The organism is Pseudomonas sp. NY15435 (genome assembly GCF_048068295.1).
Taxonomy (GTDB): domain Bacteria; phylum Pseudomonadota; class Gammaproteobacteria; order Pseudomonadales; family Pseudomonadaceae; genus Pseudomonas.
The window spans coordinates 17,138-43,443 of sequence record NZ_JBLUQA010000009.1 but is presented as its reverse complement, the minus strand read 5'-3'; the positions used below and the strand labels follow the sequence as shown (position 1 = coordinate 43,443).

Below are 26,306 nucleotides of genomic sequence, written 5' to 3'. Positions count from 1 at the left end.
TGCTCGCCAGATGAAGTGTCCATAATGGCAGCTTCAGCCACAATTCATTCATTTTCTGCCATGCCCAGAACCCTTCGAATCGGTCTTGCCCTGTTTCCCAACTGCATGCCCGCAGGCCTTCTGGCTTTCAATGACCTGCTTCATGCTGCCAACCGGCGCTCAGGAGCGGCGCTATTCGAGACGCAATACGTCGGCACTCGAAAGGGGGGAGTCGAGTGCGCTCATGGCTTGCAACTCACGGCTAGCCACTCCATTTCCGAGTTGACACTCGACGCAATCCTGATCCCTGGCTTTTGGGCCGAGTCAGTCAGCGAGGCGGAGGCCGCCCTGGCTGCCAATACAGAGCTGATTGGCGCCCTCGCCCGGATTGGCAGGCGCTGCAGAGTCTGGAGCTACTGCACGGGCGTCTTGCTTGCAGCCGCTTCGGGGCGATTGACTGGCGAAGAGGCAACGGCAACCTGGTGGCTCGCCGACACGCTGATCAAGCGGTACTCCGACACTCGGTGGCAGATGGAAAAGCACTGCGTCTTCAACGAGCGCACCGCGACGGCCAGCGGCGTCAATGGCTACCTGCCAATTGCCCAGGCATTGCTGGAGACGCATGTCAGCCAGACAGCATTGCACGACTTGATACGGCTGATGGTGCTACCGCGCCCCACACAGACCCATGATGTGTTTCAGTCGGTGAGCCTGATCGAGCAGCCCGGCGAGTTTTTGCGGCGGGTGCATACGCTTGTGCATTCGCTACCTGCCGAACAGATCACCGTGCAGAAACTTGCGGATGCCCTGTGCATGTCGCAAAGGACGCTCGCGCGAAAGGTAAGGGCTGAAACAGGGTTGGCCACAGCAACCTACGTGCGCCGCATCAAACTTAGCCAGGTAGGCGAACGACTGACGCTGACGTCCGCGTCGATCAAATCCATCTGCGAAGAGTTGGGTTTCAGCAGTGACTCCAATCTCCGGCGCATGTTCCGGGAATTGACCGGGCTCACTCCGACTGAATATCGACAGCGATTCGCTCGTTTCTGATAGCGGCAGCTACCGACCCATAGCGGACATTCTCAAAACAGTGTTTAGACATCGCGAGTAGTGTTAAATCCTGCCGTGTGATCAGGACAGAACCAGGGAGTGTTCAATGCTTCATCAAATTCGGGCCATCTGCCACAAAGCAGGCTTTTCCAAAGGCCCTTGCGCCTGGCTTGCTATCGATGAGGTACCAATCGAGCAATGGATGGCGAGCCATATCGATGACCCAGAGGTCTCGAAGCTCGGATTGTCGCTAATGTGGCTACTGGACGAAGAGGAGGACGCCCTCGCTGAGCGCCGTTTTGCCCCAGGCGAGGATGGTACATCCACCTTAGTACCGCTGCTGGTATGCAGCGACGATATGGATTTTGATTGCACTGTGCTGATGACAGAGCAGGTTATCGAGGGAGGAATACTTCACTGGCGCCGCTTTGGCTGGAGCGCGTCGGGCGGTTTGGAGGTAGGGGTATCAACATACTGGATCGCCGACAGCAAGCCAGTAAGTTTCGCTGTGAGCGACTTCAGCGATGCGCTAAGCGAGCTGAAAAGAATAATGCGGCACTGTCGAGGGAACTGAGCCTCTTTCGCCCAAACTTCCGCTTCTGGCCGATTTCTGCCTGTGACGTGGGGCAACTACCGCCCCATAGCGGACGCCGGATGCTGGTCAGTGCAGCGGCGGAATTGATCTGTTACACCCACCCTGCCCGCAGGATGAGACAGCTGTCGCTCAGCCGCTCTGCACTTCTGGCGTCACTCATCACTAATAGGTTATCTGTTCCGCACCCGAGAGTTTGACGTTGGCTTCATTGGCGCTGAGCCATGACGGTCGACAGGGCCACCAGGGAAAGGAGATCTAGGTGAGCAATGCGGCGAAATGGCTGACTGTATTTGTACTTTTCACTCTCTGCCTCGCCGTGGCAGGGGCGGTGATCGGCTACAAAGTTGGAGATAGCGCACGAACCGAGTCTCGTTGGATCGTCGAGGAGATGTGGAGAGCAGACTACTTCAATCGATCCAAAGGCAGAGTGAGTGAGGACGAGGCGATCAACATCATGAGCCTGAAAAAAGGGGCCTACCGTAAGGAAGGGCTTTTGGAATATGTGGGCGCACAAAAATGCAGCAGCGCGGAGGCGCGCTGTGTTTTGAATGATCTGTCGATTGCCAATCTATTGGTCGATAGCGGCGAACTGGATTCGGCTCTGAACTTGCTATCGAGCGTTCCGGATCGCCTGGACAAGATACGGGCTTGCCCTATCGGCTTGGAGTCGAGCTTGCTCCGTTATCACGAGGGTTCGCTGGCGCGAATGCCGCCTTCCAAGGCGCGTAGCGTCGCTTCGAGCCTGGTCGTGAAGATAAGAACCCAAGGTGGCCTTCTGAGAAATCTGCGCTCGGAGCAGTGCGACAAACTTGCCCAGAGCAAACCTGAGCTGTTTCACGAGTACGTCACCTTGGCGTCGCGCGTGATGGAACTCGGCGATGCTCGGCTTTTCAAGCAGGGTGCGTACATTGCCAGCATCAACAAGATGGATTTTAAGTGATCGGCAACCCGCAATCTCCACAACAGCCGCTCAGACGCGCAGCCCTTTTCTGTCGGCAATATTGTTGAGTTGAACGTCCGCTTCTCGCCGATAGCTGCCTGGCTGCAGCGCTTCCGAGTTGTAAGGTCACTATCGTCCTGAGTGCATTTCTCCAGTTCCTGCAGGGCACTCGGCAGCTCAGCGGCGGCCTAGGCACCCTGCAGATCGACGCCGGTCTTGGGCACACAGATGCCGTCGATCTGCCGGGCGGCAACATCGCTGGCCCGTGTGGCAATCGCAAACCGAACTACGCTCCTCCAGTCGACACTCCTGGAGAGATCACGATGATCCGCACCCTGCTGACCGCGTCCCTGCTGTTGAGCCTGAGCGTTTCGGCCGAGGCCGGAGTCGTCGCCTTCCCCTCCTCCTTTCGCACCCAGGAGGTCGCCGTAGAGGGTGCGAGCATCCATGTGCGCGTCGGTGGAAACGGGCCGGCGGTGGTGCTGTTGCACGGGTTCGGCGATACCGGCGACATGTGGGCGCCGCTGGCCGCAGACCTGGCCAAGGATCACACCGTGGTGGTGCCGGACCTGCGCGGCATGGGCTTGTCATCGATTCCGGCCGGCGGTTACGACAAGAAGACCCAGGCAGGCGACGTGCGAGCGGTACTGGCCTCGCTGGGTATCGAACATTCGGTGGTCATCGGCCATGACATCGGCACCATGGTGGCCTACGCCTATGCGGCGCGATATCCGCAGCAGACCGAGCGCCTGGTGGTCATGGACGCTCCGGTTCCCGGTATCGCGCCGTGGAATGACATCGTCCGCTCGCCGCTGCTCTGGCACTTCGATTTCGGCGGCGCCGACATGGAGCGGCTGGTGGCCGGGCGCGAGCGCATCTACCTGGACCGCTTCTGGAACGACTTCGCCGGCGATCCGCACAAGGTCGACGAGGCCACCCGCGAACACTACGCGAAGCTGTACGCCCGCCCCGGCGCCATGCACGCCGCCTTCTCCCAGTTCCGCAGCATTCGCCAGGATGCCGTGGACAACGAGGCATCGAACAAGACTCGCCTGACCATGCCGGTGCTCGCCGTTGGCGGTGAGAAGTCCTTCGGCGCCAACGAAGCCATCGTCATGCGCAATGCCGCCGACAACGTCACCGAAGTGGTGGTGCCAGGGGCTGGGCACTGGCTGATGGAAGAGGCACCGGCGCAGACGATCCAGGCGATTCGAAAATTCATCTCGCGTTGAACTCCATGCGGTGAAGGGGCCGGCATCAGGCGCCTGATGCCGGACGTTTCAGCGGCCCGACGCCCTCTCCATCAGCGTATGGTCAACAAAGAAAGTTCGCTGCCGCTCGTCACAGAAATCCGATAGCAAGGTTGACCCTCCCCTACTGCACCACTAGATTCCTACCCTTCTTTCTCCGGGGTGCGCTGTGCCCTGGCGATCACAACGGCAAAGGAATGTCCGTCATGCTCAAGCCCCTCAGGCCCTGGCTGCCTACCCTGCTGCTTTGCAGCCCGTTCGACGCGCAAGCGGAAGGCCCCTCTGGCGATTTCTGGCTGATTCACCAGCAGGGCAGCCTCTACAAGAACGAAATCTTCGTCGTCGATGGCGACCCCGCCAACATCTACGACCGCAAGAACGGCGTGCGCTCGCTGGGCGTCTATCAATTCTACGAGGAAGGCGCCAAGCCGACCTTCACCGCCTATGACGTCGAGGTCGACTGCGCGAAGAACCGCGTGCGCCTCAACGGCGCGCAGAACTACGACAAGTTCTACAACGACATCCGTCCGAAGAAGGTCTCCAAGGAGTGGCAGAAGAAGCCTGAGGCGTGGATCGCCCAGAGCCGCGACTTCCTCTGCAAGCCGGATGCACACGTCGAGCAGAAGATGTACCCGCTGGGCAAGATGCCCATGACGCAGCTGGTCTCCGCCGCCCCAGGCCTGTTCCAGTTGCGCAACCGCGAGCACGCCAAGGACCTGATCCTGCAGATGGTCGACAAGGGCTTCGAGCAGATGCCCGCCAAGAACGCACCTGCCAAGGAGGGCGTACAATGAGAGGCCTATTCGCACTCGGAATGATCGCCATCCTGCTCGGCGGCTGTTCCGCCATTCCCACCCTGCCCGAGGCGCAGGCCCGCAGCTACTGGAAAGGCCACCCGGCGGGCGACGCGATCGACCACTTCGGCGCGCCCAGCGATATCGCCCTGGCGCCGGAGAACGACTGGGTCGTGCTGATCTACCGCCGCGACACTTCCTATGTCTCGCGTGAAGCGCTCGGGACCTACACCGGCCCGCAGAACGGCCAGTTGGTGCATACCGAGTACTGGGGCGATGTGGTCCACTCGGCGAGCTGCGAAATCCGCGTCGCCATCAACCGCGCCCGGCAGGTGGACTATCTGCTGACCCGCGGCAATTGCGGCGGCATCTCGCTGAAGCCGGAAGCCTGAGCACAGGCTTCCTCATCAAGGAGGAGACGTAACCATGGCAAACATGAGCTACCTGGCGAAAGCCGTATTCCCGTTGCTCGGCCTCGCGGCCATCAGTTCGCAAGCCTTAGCCGAAGAGGTCAAGGTGACGGAACTGCTGCGCAGCGGCTATGAAGTGAAGGCCGCCTACGTGGCGCCAGGACGAGTCACCCAGATCCACTTCCTGATCCTGCAGAAAAGCACGTCGGTCTACCAGTGCGGGACCTACGAAAGCGGCGCGCCGCTGCAGCGCTATTACGACTACTCCAATACCTACTCCTGCTCGCAGGTCGGGGACTGGGTGCCAAAGAACTGAGCGACTCCTGCCTACGGGCACTGATCACGGCGACGATCAGCATCCAGGGTGCTGACCGGGCCGCTCGCTCAATACCGTCAAGGACGACCTTTTATGAAACTGCCCCTGCTGGCCGCCAGCCTGCTGTTGGCCTGCACCCTCGCCCACGCCGCCGACCAGCCGCCCGTTCCCAAGCCTCTGGAGGAACAGGTCGGCCGCCTGGTGGAGCTGTACAAGGACAGCTTCGCCACCGGCTACCCCGAAGCCACCCGTGTGCAGACTTTGAAGACCGGCCAGAACAGCGAGATCACCCTGGCGGTGTTCACCATCGAAGGCTTCGACATGGGCAACAACTACAGCCAGTACCTCGCGGTCTTCACCTCCACACCCAATGAGGAAGGCCAGGAGCACTACAGCCTGCTGGATGCGATGCAGATCGGCGGCGGTGGCTGGCGCTCGGTCGAGAAGCTGGACGCCCGGCTGGTTACCGATCCTTCCGGCAAGCGGACCCTGATCGACATCCCGGTAATGGAGAACACCGACGACGATTCGCCGAACTTCCCCAGCCGCGCCGGGGTGATCCACCTGGCCCTGGAAGGTTCGCAGACGCCCCGGCTGGTGGAGCAGAACTGAGGCCGAGCACCCGAAGTACCAAGCCCGATACCAAGTCGATAACAAGCCGCTCTAAATTTCGCTCCCCGGCAGCCGCCATTGCGGATACCCATCCTCAACGGAAGCCTGCCCATGACTACCATCAGCGCCGTCAGCGCCACCAACGTTCGCTATACCGCCGCCTCGACTTCGGCCACCTCCACCGCCTCCGTGAGCAGCGAAGACAGCACCACCGGCGATGCCACCGGCACCTCTCAGACCACGGCCAGCTCGTCGGCGCAGTCGGCGAACGGAGCAGCGGGTGGCGGCGCTGCTGGCGCGAGCGGCAGTTCGGACAGCAGCTCCGATACCACGCTGGACAAGCTCAAGCAGGCCATGGAACAGGCGCAGAAGGAACTGGAAGAGGCCGAACAGGAATTGGCCAAGGCCAACCAGGGCAGCGGCCAGACTGAGGAGGACCAGCAGGCCAGGCAGATCGCCGCGCAATCGGCGCAGGCACGGGTCTCGGCGGCGTCCGCAGCGGTAGCGGCTGCTACCGCCGCCTATTCCGAAGCGCTGACCGACTCCGGCAGCAGCACCAGCGGCACCTCGGTGAACACCACGGTCTGAGAAGCCGGCACGCTAGTGCGCGCCGGGCAGGCTCAGCGGGTCCAGAGCGGATCGGTGGTGAAAGCGATGGTCAGCCAGCGGTTGGGGCCTTCGCCACCAATGGCCTCGCCGATCTCGTCACGCAGGCGGTCCCACTCGTCCAGAGTCTGCGCCGGCCAGGCCGGCGGGACGATGAAGTACAGCTCGATCTGCTGGGCCCGGCCAACCTTGGCGACGTAGGCCTGGAACGCCAGGAAGCCGTGCTGCGCGACAATCTGCGCGGCCACTTCGTCGACGTGCTGCTTCAGCTCCGGCGGGGTGACCAGCAGGATGTCCTTGAGCGCCTGGCGAATGGTAAGGAACGGAATCGGCAGGATCACCAGGCAGATCAGCGCCAGTACCGCCGGGTCGACGTACGGGCCGATCTGCGCATAGCCGCTCACGGTGGCCAGGTCGCCGACCAGGAAGGCGATCAACAGCGCCAGGGAAATGCTGCCGGACATCACCCAGGACTTGGCGTCGAGGGCGACGAAGTCCGAGCCGATGCGCCGGTTGGCACGGAACTGCACCGCCGCCAGGGCGAAGCAGACCAGCGTGGCGACCGCCGCGTAAAGAATGGCGAAGCCGAACTCCAGCGCGTGGCCGCCGCTGAGCAGCCGGCCGATGGCGTTGATCAGCGCGTAGAGCGTCACGCCGCAGAGCAGCGTGCCATTGAGTGCCAGCACCATCGGCTCCAGGTGCCAGAAGCCCATGTTGAAGCGCTCGGCCAGACGTCGGCTGGCGTCGCCTTCGGTGGTGTGGCGGCGGATCAGTGTCGCCACCACCAGCGCCAGGCCGCTCATGCTGGCATCGGCCAGCGAGTAGACACCATCGAAGACGATGGAAAAGGATCCCGAAAGCAGGCCGACGACAATACCGAAACCGGCCAATAGCACAGTCACGATGATGGAAAGCCACAGGATACCCTGTTCTGTTTTCATTGCTGGCGTGCTCCTCGCGCCTCGTGGTTGCGTCGCCAAGGGCAGGCCTGGCCAGCCCTGGCGGTTTCGCTGGGGGGCGCGACTATACGCCAGCGCACTGGCCGGGGATATTGGCGGCCAGGCAATGTCACCGTGCAGTTTCGCAAGGGGCTGCGGCGCAATCGGTCATCACTGCTCCGATCTAACGCGCGGTTGCCCCCTCGTTCATCAGGTAGGTCACCAACTGTCGCGCATGGGACGACAGAGCATCCCAGTCCGCCACGCAGAGGCGCAGTTCACGGGTGGCCCAGGCGTCATCCAGCGCCACCACGGTCGCCGGCAGCTCCTGCGCCAGGCGCGTGGCGGCGGCCTCCGGGAGCATGGCCACGCCCACCCGCTGGGCGACCAACTGGGCGATGGCATCGAAGCTCGGCGCGCGTACCCGCACCTTGAGCGGCATCGCATTGCGTACCGCCATCGCCTCGACGAAGCGCTGCATGGCGCGCTCGGCGGGCAGGCAGACGAAGGGGTAGCTCAGTGCGTCGCGCAGGCTCGGTAGATGCTGGCTCGCCAGCGGGTGATCCTGCGGCACCAGCAGCACCAGCTTGTCGTTGCGGAACGGCAGCGACAGCAGCCCGGCGGTGGGCAGGTTGCCGTCGTAGACGCCAATGTCGATTGCGCCATCCTGTACGGCGCGCAGCACGTCCTTGCTGTTCTGCTCGATCAGTTGCAAGTCCACTTCCGGATAGTCGGCCAGGAATGGACCCAGCGCAGTCGGCAGGAAGGTGCTATTGGCAACGGTGGACGCCGCGAGGCGCAAGGTGATACGCCGCTCGCCGCGCAGTTCCTGCAGGGTGTCCCTGAGCTGCCGCGCTTCCTTGAGCACGCGCTGGCTGGCCTCCAGCACCAGGCGGCCGGTGGGCGTCAGCGACATGCCGTCGCTGTGGCGGGCGAACAGGGCCAGGCCGCAGCGCTCCTCGAACAGGCGCAGGCGATTGCTCGCCGCCGAAACCGCCACCGGTATCGAGGCCGCCGCCTTGCTCAGGCTGCCGGTGCTGGCAATAGCGGCAATCAGGCGCAGATCGGCAAGATCGAAATGCACGCAGCATTCTCCAGAAGTGAAAGCAATGTTCGCCAAGATGAGATTCTAGCGCCACAGCCTTCGCCTTAGAATAAGGCCATTTCTGGCCCTGCCTTCCTGCCGACATGAACAATCTGAGCTCCCTGTACCAGCGCAGCCTGAACAATGGCGTGTTCTACGCCGTGTTATCCGCCACCGGTTTCAGCCTCAAGGCCGTTTTCGTGAAACTGTCCTACGCGGCCGCCTCCGTGGATGCGGTGACCGTGCTGGCCATCCGCATGGGCCTGGCACTGCCGCTGTTCCTCTGGCTGCTATGGTTCAGCAAGGGGCCGCAGCAGGAACGGCTTTCGTTGGCCGATGGCATGCGCATCCTGATGCTCGGTCTGGTCGGCTATTACCTGTCGAGCCTGTTCGACTTCTACGGCCTGGAGTACATCAGCGCAGGCCTGGAACGGCTGATCCTGTTCACCTACCCGACCCTGGTCCTGCTCCTGCAGATGGCCATCACCCACGAACGGCCGAGCTCGCGCACCCTCGCGGCCATGGCGCTGTGCTACCTGGGCCTGGGCATCGCGCTGGTCCATGACATCAAGGTGGAAGGCAGCGACGGGCAGATCCTGCTGGGCGCCATCTGGGTCTTCGCCAGCGCCGTGACCTACGCGGTGTATTACATCGGCACCGCCGCGGTGATCCAGCGCGTCGGCTCGATGCGCCTGGCCGCGCTGGCCGGTCTCGCCTCATCGGTAATGGTGCTGATGCACTACGCGGTAACCGGCGATGCGCAACAACTGGCGAGCCTGCCCGGTTCGGTGTGGACCTACGGCGCCTTGATGGCACTGATCTCCACCGTGCTACCGATCTACTGGATGGCGCTGGCCATACAACGCATGGGCGCCACCCATGCAGCGGCGTTCGGCAATCTGGGCCCAGTGCTCACCGTGTTCGCCTCGTGGGCGCTGCTGGGCGAGGCGATCTCGATCTACCAGGTGGCCGGCCTGGCGCTGGTGTTGTTCGGGGTATCGCGACTGTCCGGCGCCAAGCCTGCGGCGGCGCGGGCTGCGCCGAAGGAGCAGGCCGAGGATTGCAAGACTGCTGGCTGAAGACTGTCACTCGAAGGGTGCGCCAGTGCCGCTCCGGCACTGGTGCACCGGCGGCTACTGCACGTTACCGCTGTCGAGCTGGCGTTCCTTCTCAGCCAGACCATTGGCCAGCGTGCTCAGCTTCGTGTCCGGAGCATTGCTGGGCAGCGGGTCGACGCCGGCCGAGGCGAACACCTGGCCGTAGCTGTTGCGCAGTTCGGCATAGGCCAGGTCGCGGCGCAGGTCAGCCTGCAGGGCATTGAGTTCACCCTGGATCAGGTCCAGCTCCCCGATGCCCTGCGCCTGATGACGGTTGCGCAGCTGTCCCACGATCTGGTTGTCCAAGCTGGCCAGTTCCTGGGTGGTGACGAACTGGCGGCGCGCCTCGTTGTAGTTGGCGTTGGCCACATAGAGCTGCGCCAGGACTGCCATCGACATGGCCTGGCGACGCGCCACGTTGACGTTCTCGCCAGCCTTGGCCACGTCGATGGCCGCCGGTGCGGAAAGGACGTTGAACAGGTTCCAGGTGACCTTCACGCCGTAGTCGGCCCAGCGGTTGTTGACCAGGAAGCTGTTGGAGTCGTAATGCCCGCCGGCGGAGAATTCCAGGCCCGGCAGCAGGCGCAGCATGGCCTTGCGGGTTTCCGCGGCACTGATACGCGCCTGGTAGTCCTGCTCGCGCAGTTCCGGGCGGGAGGCCAGGGCCTGCTGCTCCAGTTGCTCGATACCCACCTTCAGCTCCGGCACGTCGTAACCCTCCGGCGCGGCCAGGGTCAGCTCGGTGCCCAGCGGCAGGTTGATCAGCGTGGCCAGTTCGGTCTTGGCCAGCGACAGCGCGCGGCGCTGTTCTTCCAGCTGGCGGCTGGCCTCGATCAGAGCACGCTGGTAGCCCAGTGCCTGGACCGGGTCGCCGATGCGCTGCTGGCTCATCTGCTGGCTGTCCTTGCGCGCGCCGTCGACCCGCGCCATCAGGGCGTCGATGCGGTCGAGAAGGCGTTGCGCGGCGACCGCGCGCCAGTAGGCCGAGCGCACGTCCTGGATGATGGTCTGCACCACCTTGCGCCGACGTTCCTGGACGATCAGACGCTGGTCTGCCTGCTGTTTGGCGCTGACGTAGCTGACACCGAAGTCCAGCACGTTCCACACCATGGTCAGGTCGGCGACGTCGCGGTCACGGTCCTGCGAGGTGGAAGGTTCCAGCGACTGGGTATTGGTCAGCACGCTCTGGCTGCTGGAGGCGCTCTGGTTGTTACGCCCGGCGTAACCCGCCTCGAGCGCCATGCGCGGCAGCATGTCGAAGGTGGCGAGATCGAGCTGGCGGCGTGACAGCGCCTCCTCCATCACCTTCAGGCGCGACTCGAGGTTGTACTTCACGGCGCGGGCCATGGCCTCGTGCAGGGTCAGCGGGCCGCTGAGCGGTTCCTGATCCTTGAACATCGACTGCAGGTCGTCGCGGGCGCGTTGCTCGCTGACGCTGCGGTCGATGGGTTGCGTGGTAACAGCGCAGCCGGACACGGCAAGCGCCAACAAGCTGATCCCTAGCAAGGTCGTGTGTTTTTTCATCCCTGGCCGTCCCCCTCGTTACGGCTTCGTTCTTGTGTTTGTTCTACTTGGTAATGTGCTGATCAGGATGCGTCGCGGCCCTGGGCAACTTGCCCCAGCGCCCAGGCCAGCTCACGCACGGGTAGTTGTTCGGATTCGTGGATCTGCTGCAGCTGCTGCGCCAGGCTCGGCGCGCCGAAGATGCCGCGGATGCCCTGGTCGATATCACCGCTGCGGCGGTCGAAAGCCTTCAACGGCTGGCTCTGATCGGAGCCGTCACGGCTGAAAACGCTCGACAGCGTGCTGCTGCCGAACACCCCGCCATCACCGCCGCCGAAGCCGAGGAAGCCGTGGCCACTGCCGTCACCGAAGGCCGAATCGCCGAACACCTGGGCGATGAAGCTCTGCGACGGCGCGCCGTTCTGGATGAAGATATTGCCCAGCGGCGGCAGGCCGCCCGCTCCTTCGCTCGGGAACAGCGACGGCGGCAGCACCGGCGAGGTGCCCTGCGGCGTGACGACCACCGGCACATTGGGCTGCAAGGAAACCTGCGACGAGACCGGCGGTACGCTCGGCGTCGTGATACGGAACTCCGGGTCGCCATCGGACAGAGATCCGATAACATAGCTGTCGCCACGCAGTGCGTTGGCCAGCGCGTTGCCCGCTGCGTCACTGATGCCACCGGCATTGACCGCCAGGCCCAGGCTGCCCTGCCCGCTCACGTTGCCGACGGTTACTTGGTAAATCCGCGCATCCAGCTGGACTACGGAGAGAATGCTGCCGCTGGCGGAGTTGCTGGTCACCAGGGAGAAGTCGCTGGCATCGACGCCGCTGACGTCCTCGTCGAAGGTCACCAGGAAGTTCACCGTGCTTGCGCCGGTGGGCGACGGGTCCAGACGCACGACTCCGGTTGCAGTCGGCGCGCGGGTGTCCACCAGCACGTCGCGACTATCGCCGAGGCCATTCAGGGACGGGTTCAGGGCATTACCGGTGGCGTCGCGCAGGGAGCCGCCATTGGTGGAAAGCCCAGTAACCTGGATGCCGTCAGCGTCGTTGTCGCCGGCCTGGACGGTGTAGCGGAACACCAGGCTGTTGCTGCCCGAGCCCCTGACGTAGTCGGCGTAGACGGTACGTCCGCCCATGTCGATCGCCAGTTTCGGCGAACCGTCCACCAGCACGGCCTCGCTGGTCTGCACCACGAAGTCGAGTGTATCGCCCGCGTTGTTGAGGCCACCCGAAGGCACGCTGACTGCGGTAACGGTTGGCGCATCCCGGTCGACGCTGTAAACCGCGCCGGTCAGGCCGCCGCTGAGAGCGTTGCCCGCCGCGTCGACGATACCGGTGGCGCTGCCGTTGAGATTCAGCCCCAGGGTGCCGGTGCCGGACACGCCGCTGACGGTGATCTGGTAGGTGTGCGCGTCGATCTGCTGCAGGTCGCTCAGGCTACCCGCGGCGGTGCCGGTGCCCACCAGGGTGAAGTCGCTCAGGTCGACGCCGCTGACGCCTTCGCTGAAGGTCACGGTGTAGCGCACGCTGCCGGCGTTGGTCGGCGACGGGTCGAGGGTGACGATGGCGCTGGGGGTCGGTGCGACGGTGTCGACGATGACGGCACTGGTGCCGCCAACATTGTTGAGCGTCAGGTTCATGTCGTTGCCGGCGCCATCGCGCAGCGTGGCACCGTTGGCGCTGAGGGCACCGATGCTGATGCCATCGGCGTCGTTGTCGCCGGCCTGGACGGTGTACTGGAACACCAGCGTCGAGGTGCCGGAACCGGCGACGTAGTTGGCGAACGCCGTGTGGCCGCCGATATCCAGGGCCAGGCGCGGGACGCCGTTGACCACAACTGCCTCGCTGGCGTTGACCACGAAGGTCAAGGTATCGCCAGCGTTATAGGCAACGCCGACCGGTACGCTGACGCTGCTGACCGTGGGCACCCTGGCATCGACCAGTACGCCACTGGTGCTCGCCACGTTGTTGAGGCCGGTAATGATGTTGTTGCCGGCCGCATCACGCAGGGCGCCGCCATTCGCCTGGATGGACGAGCCCAGGGTGATTCCGTTGGCGTCCAGTTGACCGCTTGCCACCACCAGGCGGAACACGAGGGCGCTGCCGCCACTGCCACTCAGGTACTGGGCGAAAGCAGTGCCGCCGGTGTCCAGGGTCACCGCGATGCGCGGTATGCCGCCGGTGGCGTCGACCGTGACGTTCTCACTGAAATTGACGGTGAAGTCGAGGTACTGCCCCGCCACGTAGGTGCCGTTGGCGGGCACGCTGACCGAGTTGATCACCGGTGCCACGCCATCGATCACCAGCGCGGCATTGGCGCCCAGGCTGTTCGCCGTTCCCGCCGCCGGCAGCGTGAGAACAGCTTGAAGGCCCAGGCTGGCAGCGCTGATCGAGGAGCCGTTGAGCGACAGCGCGCTGCTGCTGACATAGTCGAGGTCGGCGCTCCGGTCCCCGGCCTGCACCACATAGGAGAAGACCAGGGTGGAAGTTCCGCTGCCACTCACATAGACGGCATCGCGGTCGATGAGTCCGGTCTCCAGCCGCAGGGTCGGCGTCCCGCCACTGACCACCACCGCCTGATCGAAGGTCACGGTTATGCTGATGCTGTCGCCGACCTTGTAGCCGCCATCGGGGGTGGCACTGTTGACGCCGACAATGGTCGGGTTGGGCTGGCGAACGTCGATGCTGATGAAATCGGTATCGGTCCTGGCACCGCCGGAACCGCTGAGCCCCTGGTCATTGGTGGTGATCTGCAGCGAGGCCGCACCGTAATAGCCGGAGGTAGGGCTGAACGTCATGCCCGCCAGCGCGTTGTTGATGTCAGCCTGGTTACCCACGAAGGTCATGGTGGCATCGCCGGTGCCGTTGCCGACCAGGAAGCTCAGCCCCGAGAGGCTGCCCAGGCTCACCAGCCCGTTGGTCACGGTCAGGGTTACCTGCAGGGCGCCGCCACCGGCGTCTACATCGCTGATGGATATCGCATTGCTGTTGCCGACACCGAACACCAGCGTGCCGTCCTGAAGCACGCTCTGGTTGCCCGGCACCTGGTTCACCGGCGCATCGTTGACGGCGCTGACGGACAGGGTAACGGTCGTGCTGGCGGTCTGGTTGCCTCCGCTACCGCTATGCCCGCCGTCATCGATCCGCAGCGACAGCACCACGTTGCTGGTCGCGTTGGCGGCAGTGGTGTAGCGCACCATGCCGCTGGCAACGAAGGCATTGATATCGGCAAGCGTCCCGGACAGGCCAAGGGTGCCGCTGCCCGAGCCCGACACGGTGACCCCGGAGGCACTGAGGGCGCTGAGGGAACCGGCACCGGGCGGCACGCTGAACTCCACGTTGACAGTGCCGGAGCCGGCGTCGATATCGCTGAAGCTGATGCCGGTCAGCGCCTGCGAGACATCCTCGGTCACGGCGATGCTGCCCGGTGCGCTGATGTTCGGTGCATCGTTCACCGCCGTCACGCTGAGCAGCAGCGTGTCGCTGTCGCTGCGGGGGGCGCCGCCGGACTGGCCGTTGTCGTTGATGCTGGCGGTCAGGATGACGTCGGCCGTGGCGTTGGCAGCAGTCAGGAAGGTGACCCGGGCGCTGGCAATGAAGAGGTTAATGTTATCGATCGCGCCGGTCAGCGTCATCGCGCTGGAAGTGCCGCCGATGGTGACGCCGATACCGGAGGTCGCGCTCAGGCTGCCGCTGCCGACCGAGAGCGTAACGGTGACGGTGCCGGAGCCGGCGTCCACGTCCGAGAAGCTGATCCCGGTAATGGCGGTGGGCGTATCTTCGACCACCGTCAGCCCGCCCGGCACCGTGACCACAGGCGCGTCGTTGGTCGCCGTGATGGTCACCGAGCGGCTGGCCGCGCTGCTGTACGCAGATCCATCGCTGACCACGAACGTGACGGTGCGATTACTGGTGACCGGGGTGTCCGAGCTGTTGGAGTAGGTCACGCTGCGCAGGGCCGCCTGCCATTGCGCGGCGGTGGCGCCGGCGGCGGAAGTCAGGTGCAGGGTGCCGGTGCTGCTGTCGTAGATGCCGACGATGTCGCCCATGGTCGACGGATTGCTGGTGAAACCCAGCGCATCCTCAATCATTTGGAAATTGCCGGTGATCTGCACTGAGGCACTCTGCAGCAACGGCGAGTCGGCGTCCGTCACCGTGATGCCGCTATCGATCACCACTGGAGTCGAAGCGACGCCATCGCCTTCGACGAACGCGGCGCTGCCACCGCTGGCGGTGACCAGCGGCGCATCGTTGATCGCTGTGACGGTGATGGAGGCGGTGTCGCTGCCGATGGAGTACGGCGAGCCGCCACCAGCACCGGATGCATTGGCCTTGGTGCCTTGCAGGCCGGCTGTGATGTCAGTCTGGTCCCAGGCTCGGTAGGTGATGCTTGCGCTGGTGCCATTGACGCCGTCCGGCACGAAGCGCACGCGGTCGCTGCTGCGCAGCAGCAGCGCCGAATTGAAGGAAACCGCTCCGACGTTCTGCCAGCTGGCGCCTCCATTCACGCTGAATTGCCAGGTACCGCCAACACCCGAGTCCATGCCGGTGATGGCAATGCCCGTCAATGCCCCGTTGTCGACGTCGCTGACGCCGCCGAGGAAGCTGGAGACGGCCTGGCCGACGTTGTTGACGTCCGAGTCAGTCAGTCCGTTGAGCGTGGGCGCCGTCGGTGTCAGCACGGGCGCATCGTTTTCGCTGCTGACGATAATCACCGCCTGGGCTGTGCCGCTGGAAAACGCGGTACTGCCGCCATTGGTGCTGGTGTCGCTCGTGCTGCGCACACCGTTGGTGGAAGCGATGCCGACACTCCGGTCCCAGGCCCGGAACGACAGCGTCGCCGTCTCACCATTCTGCCCGTTGGGCACATAGCGCAACTGGGTGGTGGCCGACAGCATCAGGGCGCTGGTGCCGCTGACGCTGCCCACCTCAGTCCAGGTCACCCCATCGGTGGAGTACTGCCAGATACCGTTGCCGGTGCTGGCGATGATGGCAATGCCGCTGTTCGGGCCATCGCCATCGGCGTAGCTCACGCCAGACAACAGCGAGGATACGCTGACCTCGCTCGACGTGGCGTCTTCGCTGGTGCCGGCCCATGCGTAGGGCCCACCGGACAATGTCGGAGCGTCGTTCACGGCGGTCACCGTTACCTGCGCGGTGGCCAGGTTGGAAGTGGCGCCCTCGGCGTCGATCACGGTGAAGTTGACCTGGCGGGTCATGTCGGTGCCGCCGACGGTGGGGTCGTCCGAAGAAGACGAATAGGTCACCGAACGCAGCACGGCCTGCAGCGAGGCCAGCGAGCCGCTGCCGCTGATCTGCAGCACACCGGTGGCGGGATTGTAACTACCCGAGAAGCCACCGGAAGCAACCACTGACAGCACGTCACCCGCACGAAAATCGCTGATGCTGACCGTGGCGCCCTGGAAGGTTGTGCTGTCGACATCGGCCACCACCAGGCCACCCATCAGCACCGCGGCGCTGCCGCCCTCGGTGTAGCTGGCCGTATTGTTGGCGGGGCTCAGCGTCGGCGCATCGTTGACCGCGGATATGGCGACGGTCACCTGGCTGTTGGTAACACTGCTGCTGTCACCATCGTTCACGCCGATGGTGATGGTCCGGGCTTGCAGGCTGGGATTGCTACTGCTGTTGCTGTAGATGAGGTTCGCCAACAACGCAGACACGGCTGCCGGATTGGCTGCCGAATTGAGCGTTATAGTCAGGTCAGTGGTACCGCTGCCGCCGCTGAAGGTGCCAATGACGATGCCGCCATAAGTCACATTGCTGCCACTGACACCAATCAGCCCTGCCCCCGTCCCCTGGTTGCGGATGGACAGCAAATCCTCGCCCGCCACGCGGTTGGTCGTGATGGAAGCGACCACCGTCCCCCCGGCGAAGTCGGCCGAGTCGGCATCGGTCACCTGGGCATTGCCGCCAGCATCGAGCAGCACGGCACCTGCCTTCTCGACGAAGGTGACGGAATCGCCGTTGAGATTGTTCACCGTAGGCGCCACATTAGGCGGCACAGCCACACCCACGGTAATGTCATCCAGATAGACCGACACATCAGCCGCGCCGTCCTGACGGACGATGCGCACTTCATCGATGAACTTCCATGCCGTGCCCGAAACCGTCACCAGCGTACCGCCCGAGCCGTAATCGCCAGCGATGAAATTCTGCGTCGCACCGGAAACCGCAACACCATCGCGGTAGCCCACCAGACGATAGGCGCCAGAGTCGGACAGGCCGCGCTCGACCATCAGGGAAGTGAGCGCGAACTCCTCGCCCGAAGTGGCCTTGAACACTGCGGCTGCCTGGGTGCCAGTGCTACCGCCCTGGTAGGTGCCGTTGAGAAAGACAGCATGGTCGTTGGAGCCATTGGCGAGACTGGAGTCCTCGACCATTTGGGTCACGTCGACGTAGCTGTCCTGGCCGGTATCCTGGGTACCCTGGGCATTGAGCAGGGTGAAGGTCCAGTTGTTGATGATCCGCGACTGCCCCGGCGTGCCGAAGCTGCGCCCGCCGTTATCGGTGACAACTCCATCGAAGTTTTCGCTGGAAGGGGCGGCCAGCAACGCGTCGTAGTCACTCAACACCAGAACCGAAGCCTCTATGCCCCCCACGTGTTGCTCCAGCATCCAGTCACCACCCTGACTTGCGGCGCCGGTCATGTCGTCGGAAGCAGCAACATCAGCGCCGGTCGCGCTAGCCAGCGACTGAATGAAGTCGCGGCCAGCCCCTTGGGCGCCGACACTGCAACCGTAGAGCAGGATATCGCCCTGCTCGCCCAGCGCCTGCCCGATTCGGGTCAGCGCATCACGGTGAGAAGCCAAAGAAGACGCATCGAGCCACTCTCCGCCCAACTCGATCTTGCCAACGTCCCCATGGCTGAGAATGTGGATGCTGCCCACGTCGCTGCACCCTTGCAGGTAGTCGGCGATCTGCTGCAGACCGTCCTTGCCGCTCTGCAACACCACCACCTCGGTACCTGGCTTCAACCCAGTGATCAACTGCTGGTAGTTCTTCACGTGAGCGTCGACGAACACCACTTCCTGGCGGTGGTCCGAGGTGCCGGCGGGCACGGCGGAAAGCGCGTCCTGACTGCCTTCGTGACCGCTGTTGTCCTGTGCCGGGTGGGCCTGGGCGTCCTTCGCGGCGGTGTCGGTGGTCGGCTTGGCGTCAGCCGCCTCGGCCACGGTGGCGGCCACGGCGCCGTCGAACAGCATGCGCGGTTCCAGCGCCATCGCCAGGGCCGGTTTCACCGCGGCCTTGACCGGTACTGCACGCTTTGCCTTGTTCCACCACATGACCCACCTCCACTGCTCTTGGTCGGGAGCGGGGAATCCCCCGCTCCACTGTTTGCTGCTGTTACGGTCGAAACCGAGCGATCAGTTGCGCGACGGGAAGACCCCTTCCAGCGCGATGATGAAGTTGATGCCCAGGTAAGGGGTACGCAGCGAGAACGGCTGGCTGCCGCCGGCAGGGGTGATAGTCCCGTTCGGCACGCTACCGCTGCAGGTGATGGTGAAAGGCTGCAAGGTGGTATCCGCCGCCGTGGTGGAGTACAGCGTGCCCGGGCGGCCGCTAGCGGCGATCGGGCCGAGCACGGTGGTCGCGCCAGGAGCTGCCTGGGTCGCGGTGCTGGCCGAGGCAGCCGGGATCGCGGCCTGGCCGGTGGCGGTCAGCGGCGAGCCGAATGTCACGGTGTGGGTGTGCTGTGGCATCTGGTTGATGGTCAGCGTGGTGTTCTCGACACCCGCGACCTCACCCAGGGTAATCGGCGACAGGCCGGGGCCCTGCCCCTGGCCGACCGGGGCGCGCCCACGCAGGTCAGGCAAGGCGAAGGTGTTCTGGCCATTCCCGCCGTAGGTGGTGCCCAGCAGGGAGAACAGCGCGGTGTTCTGCGCGATCGCCATGATCTGTCCCTGGCAGAATGCGTAGCCGCGCGGCGCGAAGTTGCCACCGAACATCTTGATCTCACCGATAAAGGGTTCCACGTATTGCCTCTCCTTGATGCCAATCGCTGGATATGGCGGCCAGGTTCGCAGCCGCCGGAATGGGTCGCTACGCTGCCTTGCGAGAATGGAAGACGGCCTGGAGCACCGCACGGCGGTCGGCGGCGGGCTGCACCGGGGTCAGCAGCAGCAGCCAGCCCTCCTCGTCCGGTGGCGACAGGCGGTACAGCGCCTGGGGCAGATCCCACTGCTCGGGCAAGGCGAACGCCGCGCTGAAGCTCTCGTACTCGCTGCTCATCGGATTGCCGCTGAGCACCTCGATCAGCTCGACATCCAGGGCCTGGTCCGGGGCGATCCACAACTGGAAGCGGGAGCCTTGTGCCTGCTGCAGGCCTTGCCGGGTGGGCATCGGATACATGAGGGTTTCCTTCACGACAGGGCGGCGGGCGCGATGGCCTGCGGCACGGCGCCGGGCAGCCGACGCAGTTTGAGATACACGCCGTTTTCGCCGACCACGGCGAAACCCAGGCGGGCGTACAGTCGCTGGGCCGGGTTGTAGTTCTCCACATGCAGGCCAACGCTCAGGCCCTGGGCATCGGCGCGTTCGAGCAACTGACCGAGCACCCGGCTACCGATCCCCAGGCCGCAATGGCTGGGCAACAGGGCAAGGTCGATGATCTGCAAATGGGAGGAGCCCCAATGGAGGTAGACGCGACCGACGGACTGGGCGTCCGCCTCGATCACCAGGAACTCGGCGTCGGGGAACTGCGCCTGGTAGTAATGGTGCTGAGCGTCGAATTGCTGGACGAGGAAGGCATCGATGGCGGCCGGCTCCCAGGCTACCTGGGCCAACTCGGCGGAACGGGTGCTCGCATAAAGGGCGCGCAGGAACGCCAGATCGGCGTCCACGGCGGAACGGAACCTCAACGCGAGTGAAGTCATGGTGCTGTGAGTCCTTTCATACGGCAGCCTGGGAGACCGCCTACACCCTTTTGTTATTGAATCGCGCACGCAATGTGCCGCAAGACTACCTGATGCTGAAGGCAATTCGCCACTGGATTTCGGCGCCAATAATCAGTCTTTGCGCAGGCGCGACTTCAAAGGCGCCCCCGCCCGCTTATTCCCGGAGTGCCGCGTCCCTGCCCTACCCTAGGCGCAGGGCCTCGAGGGACTCATAAGGCGCCATGGCCCAGCGCTCAACCGCTGCCCGCGCCCTCTCGTCCGCCGACGCGCGTTTGCGCTCGCCGTCAGGGCTGAAGGGCATGCCCGGCTGCTTGGCATCCGTCCCGGCCACTGCCTGCAGACGCGGTCGGTCCGCTTCCTCCACCTGCAACAGAGGCGCCAGCCGCTGCCAGGCCGCTTCAGGCAATTCGCTGTAGTTCACCGGCCGGGCTCCCCACTCCCGGCACAGGCTCAAGCCGCCTTGCAGTATTTCGCCGATCTGCCGCGCCATTCTTTCCGGCCCGCTCAGCGCCCCGGGCGGCTCAGGCGCTGGCGACCCCAGCAATCCCGGCACCATATGCATGCCGGGTTGGCGCAGGTGCGAGACGAGGATTTCCAGCGGATCGCGGTAGACGAAGAGGCTTGGCGTGGCGGGATACAAGCGATGCAGGAGGGATGCCTGGTGGATATTCCAGGCATCGAGCTTCACCACCAGGGCCTGTTCCGGCCCCAGGCGGCGCTGCCCATAGGCGCTGAGTAGGCCGCGCAACCCTTCGTTGCGCAGCGTAGCCGGCAGTTCCGCGCGTAGCAGTGCATCCAGCGCCGGCGCCTCGGAGACGACGATGTTGCGCCCGTCGCTAGCGAGCAACTGCGCCAGCAGAGTCGAGCCGCACCGCGAGGCATGGTGGATGAACAGGCTGGGCGCTACCCCGGGGCTTGCCTCGCGCCATTGGCTCAGGGCCTCCAGCGAGCTTTCCCGGCGCATCGCCTGGTTGAACGGCAGACGCAGCGCGCGGCGCACACTGTCACTGAAGAACGGCTCGCTCAACGGCGCGTCGCCGAACCAGCACCAGTCGACGCGCCAATCATCCCCTGCGGCGAACACCCGGATGGGCAGCCAGCCTTGCCAATCATCGCTTCCATCGCCGGCACCCATCAGTAGCTCCGTTGCTCCAGCCACGCCTGCCTTCCCCGGCGCATGGCCGCACGGACATCATCGTCCTGGAAACGCAGCCCCAGGCCGGCGCCAAGGGCGACGGTGCGCTCACAGAAATCGCGGGGATCCTGGAGATCGCGCAGCGCCGCGGCGAGGTCCGTGCGGCACGCTACCTGGCGGCAGAATTCGGCGAAGGCCAGGGTCGAACTGGCCGGGCGGGACGCCGGAGTGTCCTCCAGCCCTGCGGCAATCTGGCGGCGCAGCCAGTCGTTGCGCCGGGCGTCGATCACCAGGTGCACCCGTGCCTGCTCGCCGACATTCTCCGCCCGATGCGGTCGCGCCAGGTCGAGGAACCAGCACTCCCCCGGCGCCATCGGCACTACATGCCCTTCGAGCAGGAACTCGACGCCCGGCCCGCTGAGGATGGGCACATGCAGGCGCACGTCGCCCTCGGGGTCGCCCAGGTCGGGATCGCAGTGTTCACGGATGCGGCTGCCCGCCTCCAGGCGCAGCAACCGGGCACAACGGATGGGCATGTCGATGGACTGCAGCAGCTCCTGCCAGGTCGGGCCGTGCCAGCGTGTTGCGCTGGGCGGAAGCGTGTCGCTGCCCTGTCCCGCCGACAACGCGTGGGGCGCCGCCTCCGGAGCCAGCAGGCTGACGCCGCTCCAGCCGCCGGTATGGTAGGCGGTATTGAAATGAGTGACCCAGGCGCTGGCGGGCAATGCCGCCACGGCGGCCTCCAGGGCTGGTGTCGCGAAGCGTAGCGGCAGCCGGGCGCAGGCCGGCAGGCGGGTGTCAGAATCCACTTTCGCGCACCCCCAGCGCCGCCAGCCGTCGCCAGATGCTGCTGAGCGGCGACTCGCCGCGCGCTGCCAGCACCACTTCGCCGCGCACCGGTTGCAGCAGTTCAACGGGCTGCTCGGCGCTCAGTCGCACGGCATATTGGCCTTGCACCGGCAGCGCCCTCCCCTCGTTGTCTCGCTGCACGGCAATGGCGCCCTGGCGGTCGGAAGCCAGGGCTTCCAGGTCCAGGTGCGCAGTGCCGGTGGCATCCACCGACTCCAGGCGTACCGGGAGTGCCGGGCGCGCCGGGTCATCGGCGACGAAGCGCCCCTGAGCACCGGGCTCGACGCGCCACACCGCCTGTTCGGCGACATAGCCGCGCAGCCGCACGCCCGGCTCCACTACCCGGGCCAGTGCCTGACGCGGCGACAGCCAGAGGCCGGGAACCAGTTCCGGCAGCAGGTCGCGCACGACCCCGCCGTGGGGCGCGCGGATGTCCAGGCGTTCGCGCTGCGCGGCCAGGCCGCGGTACTCGGCCACGGCTTCGGCCAGGCGTTGTTCCAGCACGCCGACGTCGGCGGCGGTCTCGCTGCGACCGGCCTGGCGCCGCAACTGCAATTGCGTGATATCGATTTCCCGACGGGTGATGCGCAGCCGCGCGTCGAGGTCCGGCGATTCCAGTTCCAGCAGCAGTTCGCCAGCGGCGACGCTCTGCCCATCGCTCACCGCCACCCGCTTGAGCCGCGCCGCCACGGGGGCATGGAGCGCCGAGGCGCGGGTGGCCTCCAGCACGGCGGGGATTTCCACGCTGCCGCGCCAGGGCACCAACAGCACCAGCAACACCAGCGCAAGGCCGGCGCCAAGCAAGGCCAGCCGGGAGGGCTGCGCCTGGTCGCGGCGTTGCCACCATTCGCGCAGCTCGCGCCAGATCGGCAGGCCGATGAACCACACCAGTTCCACCAGCATCAGGAAGATGCCCAGGACCTTGAAGAACAGGTGGTAGACCGTCAGCGCGATCCCCAGGAACAGCGCCGCACGCCACAGCCAGGAGCCATAACCCCACAGCAGCAGGCGCCGGCGCATCCCGTCGGACCAGGGCTCGGGCATCGGGTCGCCGTAGCCGAACAACGCCTCGCGCAAGCGCCAGCGGCACAGGGCGAAGGCGCGCCCCTGGAGATTCTCGACGCCCAGCAGATCACTGAGCAGGAAATAGCCGTCGAAACGCATGAAGGGGTTGAGGTTGACCAGCAAGGTGGTGACCCAGGTCGCACTGGCCAGCATGAAGGCCGAGGTGCGCAACGGGCCGTCCGGCAGCAGCGACCAGGCCAGCAGCGCCACGCAGGCCAGCGTCAGTTCCGCCAGTACGCCTCCGGCGCCGATCAGCAGGCGCGAGCGTCGGTCATTGACGCGCCAGGCGTCGCTGACATCGGTATAGAACAACGGCAACATCACCATGAAGGCCACGCCCATGCTCTGCACCCGACATCCGGCGCGCTTGGCCATGAAGGCGTGACCGAACTCGTGGCACAGCTTGGCGAACAGCAGCGCGACGCCAAAGGCCAGCGCACCGCCGAAGCTGAACAGGTGCGGAAAGGTCGCCAGGAAGCGGTCCCAGTCCCGCGCCACCAGCAGCAGGCCCATGCCGAGGGTCAAGGGCAGGCCGACTCGCAGCAGCAGCCGGCCATGGCGGGCCAGCCAGGGCCAGGCGCGATTGAGGAAGGCATCCGGGCGCCACAGCGGGATACGGAAGAACAGGTACTGGTGCAGCAGGGACTTCCACAGCCCATGGCGCTGCAGCGCGGCCTTCTGCCGGTAGCTACCGCGTTGCTCGCCGTCGGCCGGGCTGATCAGGTCCTGCTGGCGGAGAAACATCAGCAACTGCTGCAACTCTTCTTCGCCCAGGAGAACCCCACCTTCGGCGTTGGCCGCTTGCAGCACCTGTTGCGGATCACCCAGCGCCCAGTGCCGCAACAGGCGCATCGCCGCCACGCCAAGCTTGAAGTAGCGCCCACGCAGTGGGTCAGCCAGCGTCCATTGCGGCGAGCCATCCAGCGCCGGGGCGCCTGGCGACAGTTGCAGATCGGAACGCAGCGCCGGTAGCGCCATCTAGAAGCCCACCGTCTGGCGCAGTGCCGCCAGAGGACGACGCAGCACATAGAGCAGGATGGGTGCTCGCTCGCCATAGAGCTTGGCGGTGCCGCGCAGACCTATCCGCGGCGGCGCGGCGTCGAAACGCGCGTCCAGCCGATAGGCCAACTGTCCGCCGGCGACCGGCTGGGCCTCATAGGCGCTGCGAGACATGCGGGCGGCATAACGGTTCAGCGGATCGCTGTCGAGGAACAGCTGCACCTCTGCCTCCGGCGCCAGGCGGATGGCGTTGGCTACCGCCAGGTCGATGCGCAGCTCCGCCTGGTGCGGGTCCGCCAGTTCCATCAAACGCTCGCCGGTCTGCACCGGCTTGCCGGTCCAGCGCTCGGCATCGGCGAATACCGCAATGCCGTCGCGTGGCGCCCGCACCTCGGCGCGCGCCAGCAGGTCGCGGGCGTAGTCGCGCTCGGCGCGTTTCTGCTCCACTCGCGCCGCCAGCAGATCGACCCTGGCGCCAGATTCGGCGTCGGAGAAGGCGCGTTGCGAGTTGGCCTTGAGTTCGGCTTCGGCCACGCCGAGGGAGCGCTCCGCGACGTCAGCCTGCGCTTGCAGCGTGGTGGCGTCGAAGCGCACCAGCAGCTCGCCGGACTTCACTGCCTGGTTGGGTTTGACCAGCACCTGCTGGATCACGCCGTCCAGCGGGGCAGCAATCACCTGGCCATCCAGCGGCACCACTTCGGCCGGCGCCAGCACGGACTGGCGCACTGGCGCGAGCAGCAGCAGGCAGAGCGCTGCGGCAATCGCCAGCAGCTTCTTCCTCGGCCAGCGCAGCCGCCAGGGCTTGCGCGGCTGCAGGGCAGTCCAGGCATGCGCATAGGCATCGCCCAACTGCACCAGCAACGCCTGCTCTGCCTCGCTCCAAGACTGCTCGCGGGCCAGCCAGAGGCCACCGAAGACTGCGCCCTGACGATCAGCCAGCGGCAACCAGAAGACCTCGCCGGCAGAGAGTTCCTGCCAATCGGCCTGCTGCTGCGCACCCAACTGCTGGAAGTCGACGCGCTGCGCCTTGCCCAGCGCATCGAGCTGGTGCAACTGGTCGCAAGCCTGCTCGACGAAAGCCACGAAGGGAGCGTTGGGTTCCACCACGCTGATACCGGTGAGCGCCCTGACCTTGCCCGCGATCAGCAGCGCCGCATGGCGGTAACCGAACAGTGACTGGGCGTCGTTGACCATGTGATACGCCAGCTGCTCCACCGTCGGACAGGCCCGCGCCTGGCGCTCCAGCTCGAGGAACTGCGCGAAGACCCGCTCGGCCAGGCCGACCTGCGGTGCGTTCATGGCGTCTCCGCGAAGCGTGCCGTCCCGCTCATACCAGCCAGCAGGCCCTTGGTCTCGGCCGGCAGCGTGGCGATCAGCGGCAGCATCTGGCTGCCCTCGTCGATCCGCGCCCCCAGGCGCTTCACCTCGGCCTGCAGCGGCTCGCCGGTTTCATCGGGAACGAAGGTAAAGGACTGCCCCGCCTTCAGCCTTGCGACCCAGCGCGAGGGCACCAGCAGGCGGATTTCCAGGCTGCGGTTATCGACGATTTCCAGCAGCGGTGCGCCACCGGAAACGCTCTCGAAGGGCTGCGCCTTGCGCTGCACGACTTGGCCGTCAAAGGGCGCAACCACCGCACAGCGGCCGACCTGGACCTTGTAGACCTGAGCTTGCGCCTGGGCTTCGGAGAGCTTGGCCTCGGCCAGTGCGACCTCGAAGCGTCCCACGGAGTTGAGCGATGCCAGTTGGCGGTTGTGCCCCAGTTGCTCGCTGGCCGCTTTGGCGCCCGCCTGGGCGGCATTGAGTTGGGCCTGATAGGCCGAGCAGTCGAAGCGCACCAGCACATCGCCCTTGCGGAAGGATTGCCCCTCGGTGAAGGGCATCTCCAGGATGCGCCCGGCCAGTTCGCTGGACAGCATCGCCTGGTCGCGCGCCCGCAGGATGCCGCGAACATCGCCCGAACCACTGGAGGAAGGCGGGCTCGACAGCAGTGGGTCGTCCTGAGCTGGGTCTGCGGCATAGGCCGCTCCCGCCACACACAGCGACACCCCAAAACCCAGCCAGATCCCTTTATGCATTGTCAGCTCTCCCTGCAGATCGGCGGAGTCTACGGTACTCCGCAAGCGGCGGATATTGGCCGCAGCAGAAATCCTCCGTAGGCTTGGC

Annotated in this window: 22 protein-coding genes; 10 read left to right on the top strand and 12 right to left on the bottom strand. The window is 65.2% G+C overall.

Translation table 11 applies throughout. The annotated features are described in order from the left end of the window. Window positions 1–24 precede the first annotated feature (24 nt). From ACNFH5_RS20985 to ACNFH5_RS20945, 9 genes are all read left to right on the top strand, one after another. Window positions 25–1,029, top strand: coding sequence for a GlxA family transcriptional regulator (locus ACNFH5_RS20985; RefSeq protein WP_416749240.1), 1,005 nt, complete (start codon window positions 25–27; stop codon window positions 1,027–1,029). 106 nt (window positions 1,030–1,135) lie between these two features. Further along, a complete protein-coding gene (locus ACNFH5_RS20980) occupies window positions 1,136–1,603 on the top strand; it encodes a hypothetical protein (RefSeq protein ID WP_416749238.1) in 468 nt (155 codons plus the stop codon). A 280-nt stretch (window positions 1,604–1,883) separates the two neighbouring features. Beyond that, window positions 1,884–2,564, top strand: coding sequence for a hypothetical protein (locus ACNFH5_RS20975; RefSeq protein ID WP_416749236.1), 681 nt, complete (start codon window positions 1,884–1,886; stop codon window positions 2,562–2,564). Window positions 2,565–2,887: 323 nt separating this feature from the next. Next, on the top strand, window positions 2,888–3,796 hold the full coding sequence (locus tag ACNFH5_RS20970) for an alpha/beta hydrolase (RefSeq protein ID WP_416749234.1): 909 nt from the start codon (window positions 2,888–2,890) through the stop codon (window positions 3,794–3,796). A gap of 224 nt (window positions 3,797–4,020) precedes the next feature. Beyond that, window positions 4,021–4,608 (top strand): hypothetical protein, encoded by a 588-nt coding sequence (locus ACNFH5_RS20965; protein ID WP_416749232.1) that lies wholly within the window; start codon window positions 4,021–4,023, stop codon window positions 4,606–4,608. Beyond that, window positions 4,605–5,000, top strand: a complete 396-nt coding sequence (locus tag ACNFH5_RS20960; protein WP_416749230.1) for a hypothetical protein — start codon at window positions 4,605–4,607, stop codon at window positions 4,998–5,000. The genes ACNFH5_RS20965 and ACNFH5_RS20960 overlap by 4 nt, the downstream gene beginning before the upstream one ends. Before the next feature lie 34 nt (window positions 5,001–5,034). Then, window positions 5,035–5,334, top strand: a complete 300-nt coding sequence (locus ACNFH5_RS20955) for a hypothetical protein (protein ID WP_416749228.1) — start codon at window positions 5,035–5,037, stop codon at window positions 5,332–5,334. 93 nt (window positions 5,335–5,427) lie between these two features. Then, window positions 5,428–5,946, top strand: a complete 519-nt coding sequence (locus ACNFH5_RS20950; protein ID WP_416749226.1) for a hypothetical protein — start codon at window positions 5,428–5,430, stop codon at window positions 5,944–5,946. A 111-nt stretch (window positions 5,947–6,057) separates the two neighbouring features. Further along, the gene (locus ACNFH5_RS20945) at window positions 6,058–6,534 is read left to right on the top strand and encodes a hypothetical protein (protein ID WP_416749224.1); all 477 of its coding nucleotides are present in this window, start codon (window positions 6,058–6,060) and stop codon (window positions 6,532–6,534) included. A 32-nt stretch (window positions 6,535–6,566) separates the two neighbouring features. Here ACNFH5_RS20945 and ACNFH5_RS20940 read toward each other — a convergent pair whose 3' ends face one another. Together ACNFH5_RS20940 and ACNFH5_RS20935 are read right to left on the bottom strand one after the other, a co-directional pair. Then, the gene (locus ACNFH5_RS20940) at window positions 6,567–7,493 is read right to left on the bottom strand and encodes a cation diffusion facilitator family transporter (protein ID WP_416749222.1); all 927 of its coding nucleotides are present in this window, start codon (window positions 7,491–7,493) and stop codon (window positions 6,567–6,569) included. Between the two features lie 181 nt (window positions 7,494–7,674). Beyond that, entirely contained in the window at window positions 7,675–8,574 is a 900-nt protein-coding gene (locus tag ACNFH5_RS20935; protein ID WP_416749220.1) for a LysR family transcriptional regulator, read from the bottom strand. 104 nt (window positions 8,575–8,678) lie between these two features. Here ACNFH5_RS20935 and ACNFH5_RS20930 point away from each other — a divergent pair, with 104 nt between their 5' ends. Continuing rightward, window positions 8,679–9,653 (top strand): DMT family transporter, encoded by a 975-nt coding sequence (locus ACNFH5_RS20930; protein ID WP_416749218.1) that lies wholly within the window; start codon window positions 8,679–8,681, stop codon window positions 9,651–9,653. A gap of 54 nt (window positions 9,654–9,707) precedes the next feature. Here ACNFH5_RS20930 and ACNFH5_RS20925 read toward each other — a convergent pair whose 3' ends face one another. The 10 genes from ACNFH5_RS20925 to ACNFH5_RS20880 all read right to left on the bottom strand — a co-directional run bounded on the left by ACNFH5_RS20925 (window position 9,708) and on the right by ACNFH5_RS20880 (window position 26,218). Further along, a complete protein-coding gene (locus ACNFH5_RS20925; RefSeq protein WP_416749216.1) occupies window positions 9,708–11,195 on the bottom strand; it encodes a TolC family protein in 1,488 nt (495 codons plus the stop codon). Window positions 11,196–11,257: 62 nt separating this feature from the next. Continuing rightward, window positions 11,258–18,484, bottom strand: coding sequence for a DUF4347 domain-containing protein (locus ACNFH5_RS20920; RefSeq protein WP_416749214.1), 7,227 nt, complete (start codon window positions 18,482–18,484; stop codon window positions 11,258–11,260). 81 nt (window positions 18,485–18,565) lie between these two features. Beyond that, entirely contained in the window at window positions 18,566–19,174 is a 609-nt protein-coding gene (locus ACNFH5_RS20915; RefSeq protein ID WP_416749212.1) for a phage tail protein, read from the bottom strand. A 67-nt stretch (window positions 19,175–19,241) separates the two neighbouring features. Next, window positions 19,242–19,550, bottom strand: coding sequence for a DUF6916 family protein (locus ACNFH5_RS20910; protein ID WP_416749210.1), 309 nt, complete (start codon window positions 19,548–19,550; stop codon window positions 19,242–19,244). Window positions 19,551–19,561: 11 nt separating this feature from the next. Next, a complete protein-coding gene (locus tag ACNFH5_RS20905) occupies window positions 19,562–20,074 on the bottom strand; it encodes a GNAT family N-acetyltransferase (protein WP_416749208.1) in 513 nt (170 codons plus the stop codon). A 202-nt stretch (window positions 20,075–20,276) separates the two neighbouring features. Further along, complete coding sequence (locus ACNFH5_RS20900) at window positions 20,277–21,230, bottom strand: sulfotransferase family protein (RefSeq protein ID WP_416749206.1); 954 nt, start codon at window positions 21,228–21,230, stop codon at window positions 20,277–20,279. Further along, window positions 21,230–22,039 carry an aspartyl/asparaginyl beta-hydroxylase domain-containing protein gene (locus ACNFH5_RS20895; RefSeq protein ID WP_416749204.1) on the bottom strand — a complete coding sequence of 270 codons (810 nt, stop codon included), beginning with the start codon at window positions 22,037–22,039 and terminating at the stop codon, window positions 21,230–21,232. The genes ACNFH5_RS20900 and ACNFH5_RS20895 overlap by 1 nt, the downstream gene beginning before the upstream one ends. Then, window positions 22,029–24,122: an HlyD family efflux transporter periplasmic adaptor subunit gene (locus ACNFH5_RS20890; protein ID WP_416749202.1), complete on the bottom strand. Its 2,094-nt coding sequence runs from the start codon at window positions 24,120–24,122 to the stop codon at window positions 22,029–22,031. Before ACNFH5_RS20890 ends, ACNFH5_RS20895 begins: the two co-directional genes overlap by 11 nt. After that, a complete protein-coding gene (locus tag ACNFH5_RS20885; RefSeq protein WP_416749200.1) occupies window positions 24,123–25,442 on the bottom strand; it encodes an efflux RND transporter periplasmic adaptor subunit in 1,320 nt (439 codons plus the stop codon). Next, window positions 25,439–26,218, bottom strand: coding sequence for an efflux RND transporter periplasmic adaptor subunit (locus tag ACNFH5_RS20880; RefSeq protein ID WP_416749198.1), 780 nt, complete (start codon window positions 26,216–26,218; stop codon window positions 25,439–25,441). The genes ACNFH5_RS20885 and ACNFH5_RS20880 overlap by 4 nt, the downstream gene beginning before the upstream one ends. Between the last annotated feature and the right edge of the window lie 88 nt (window positions 26,219–26,306).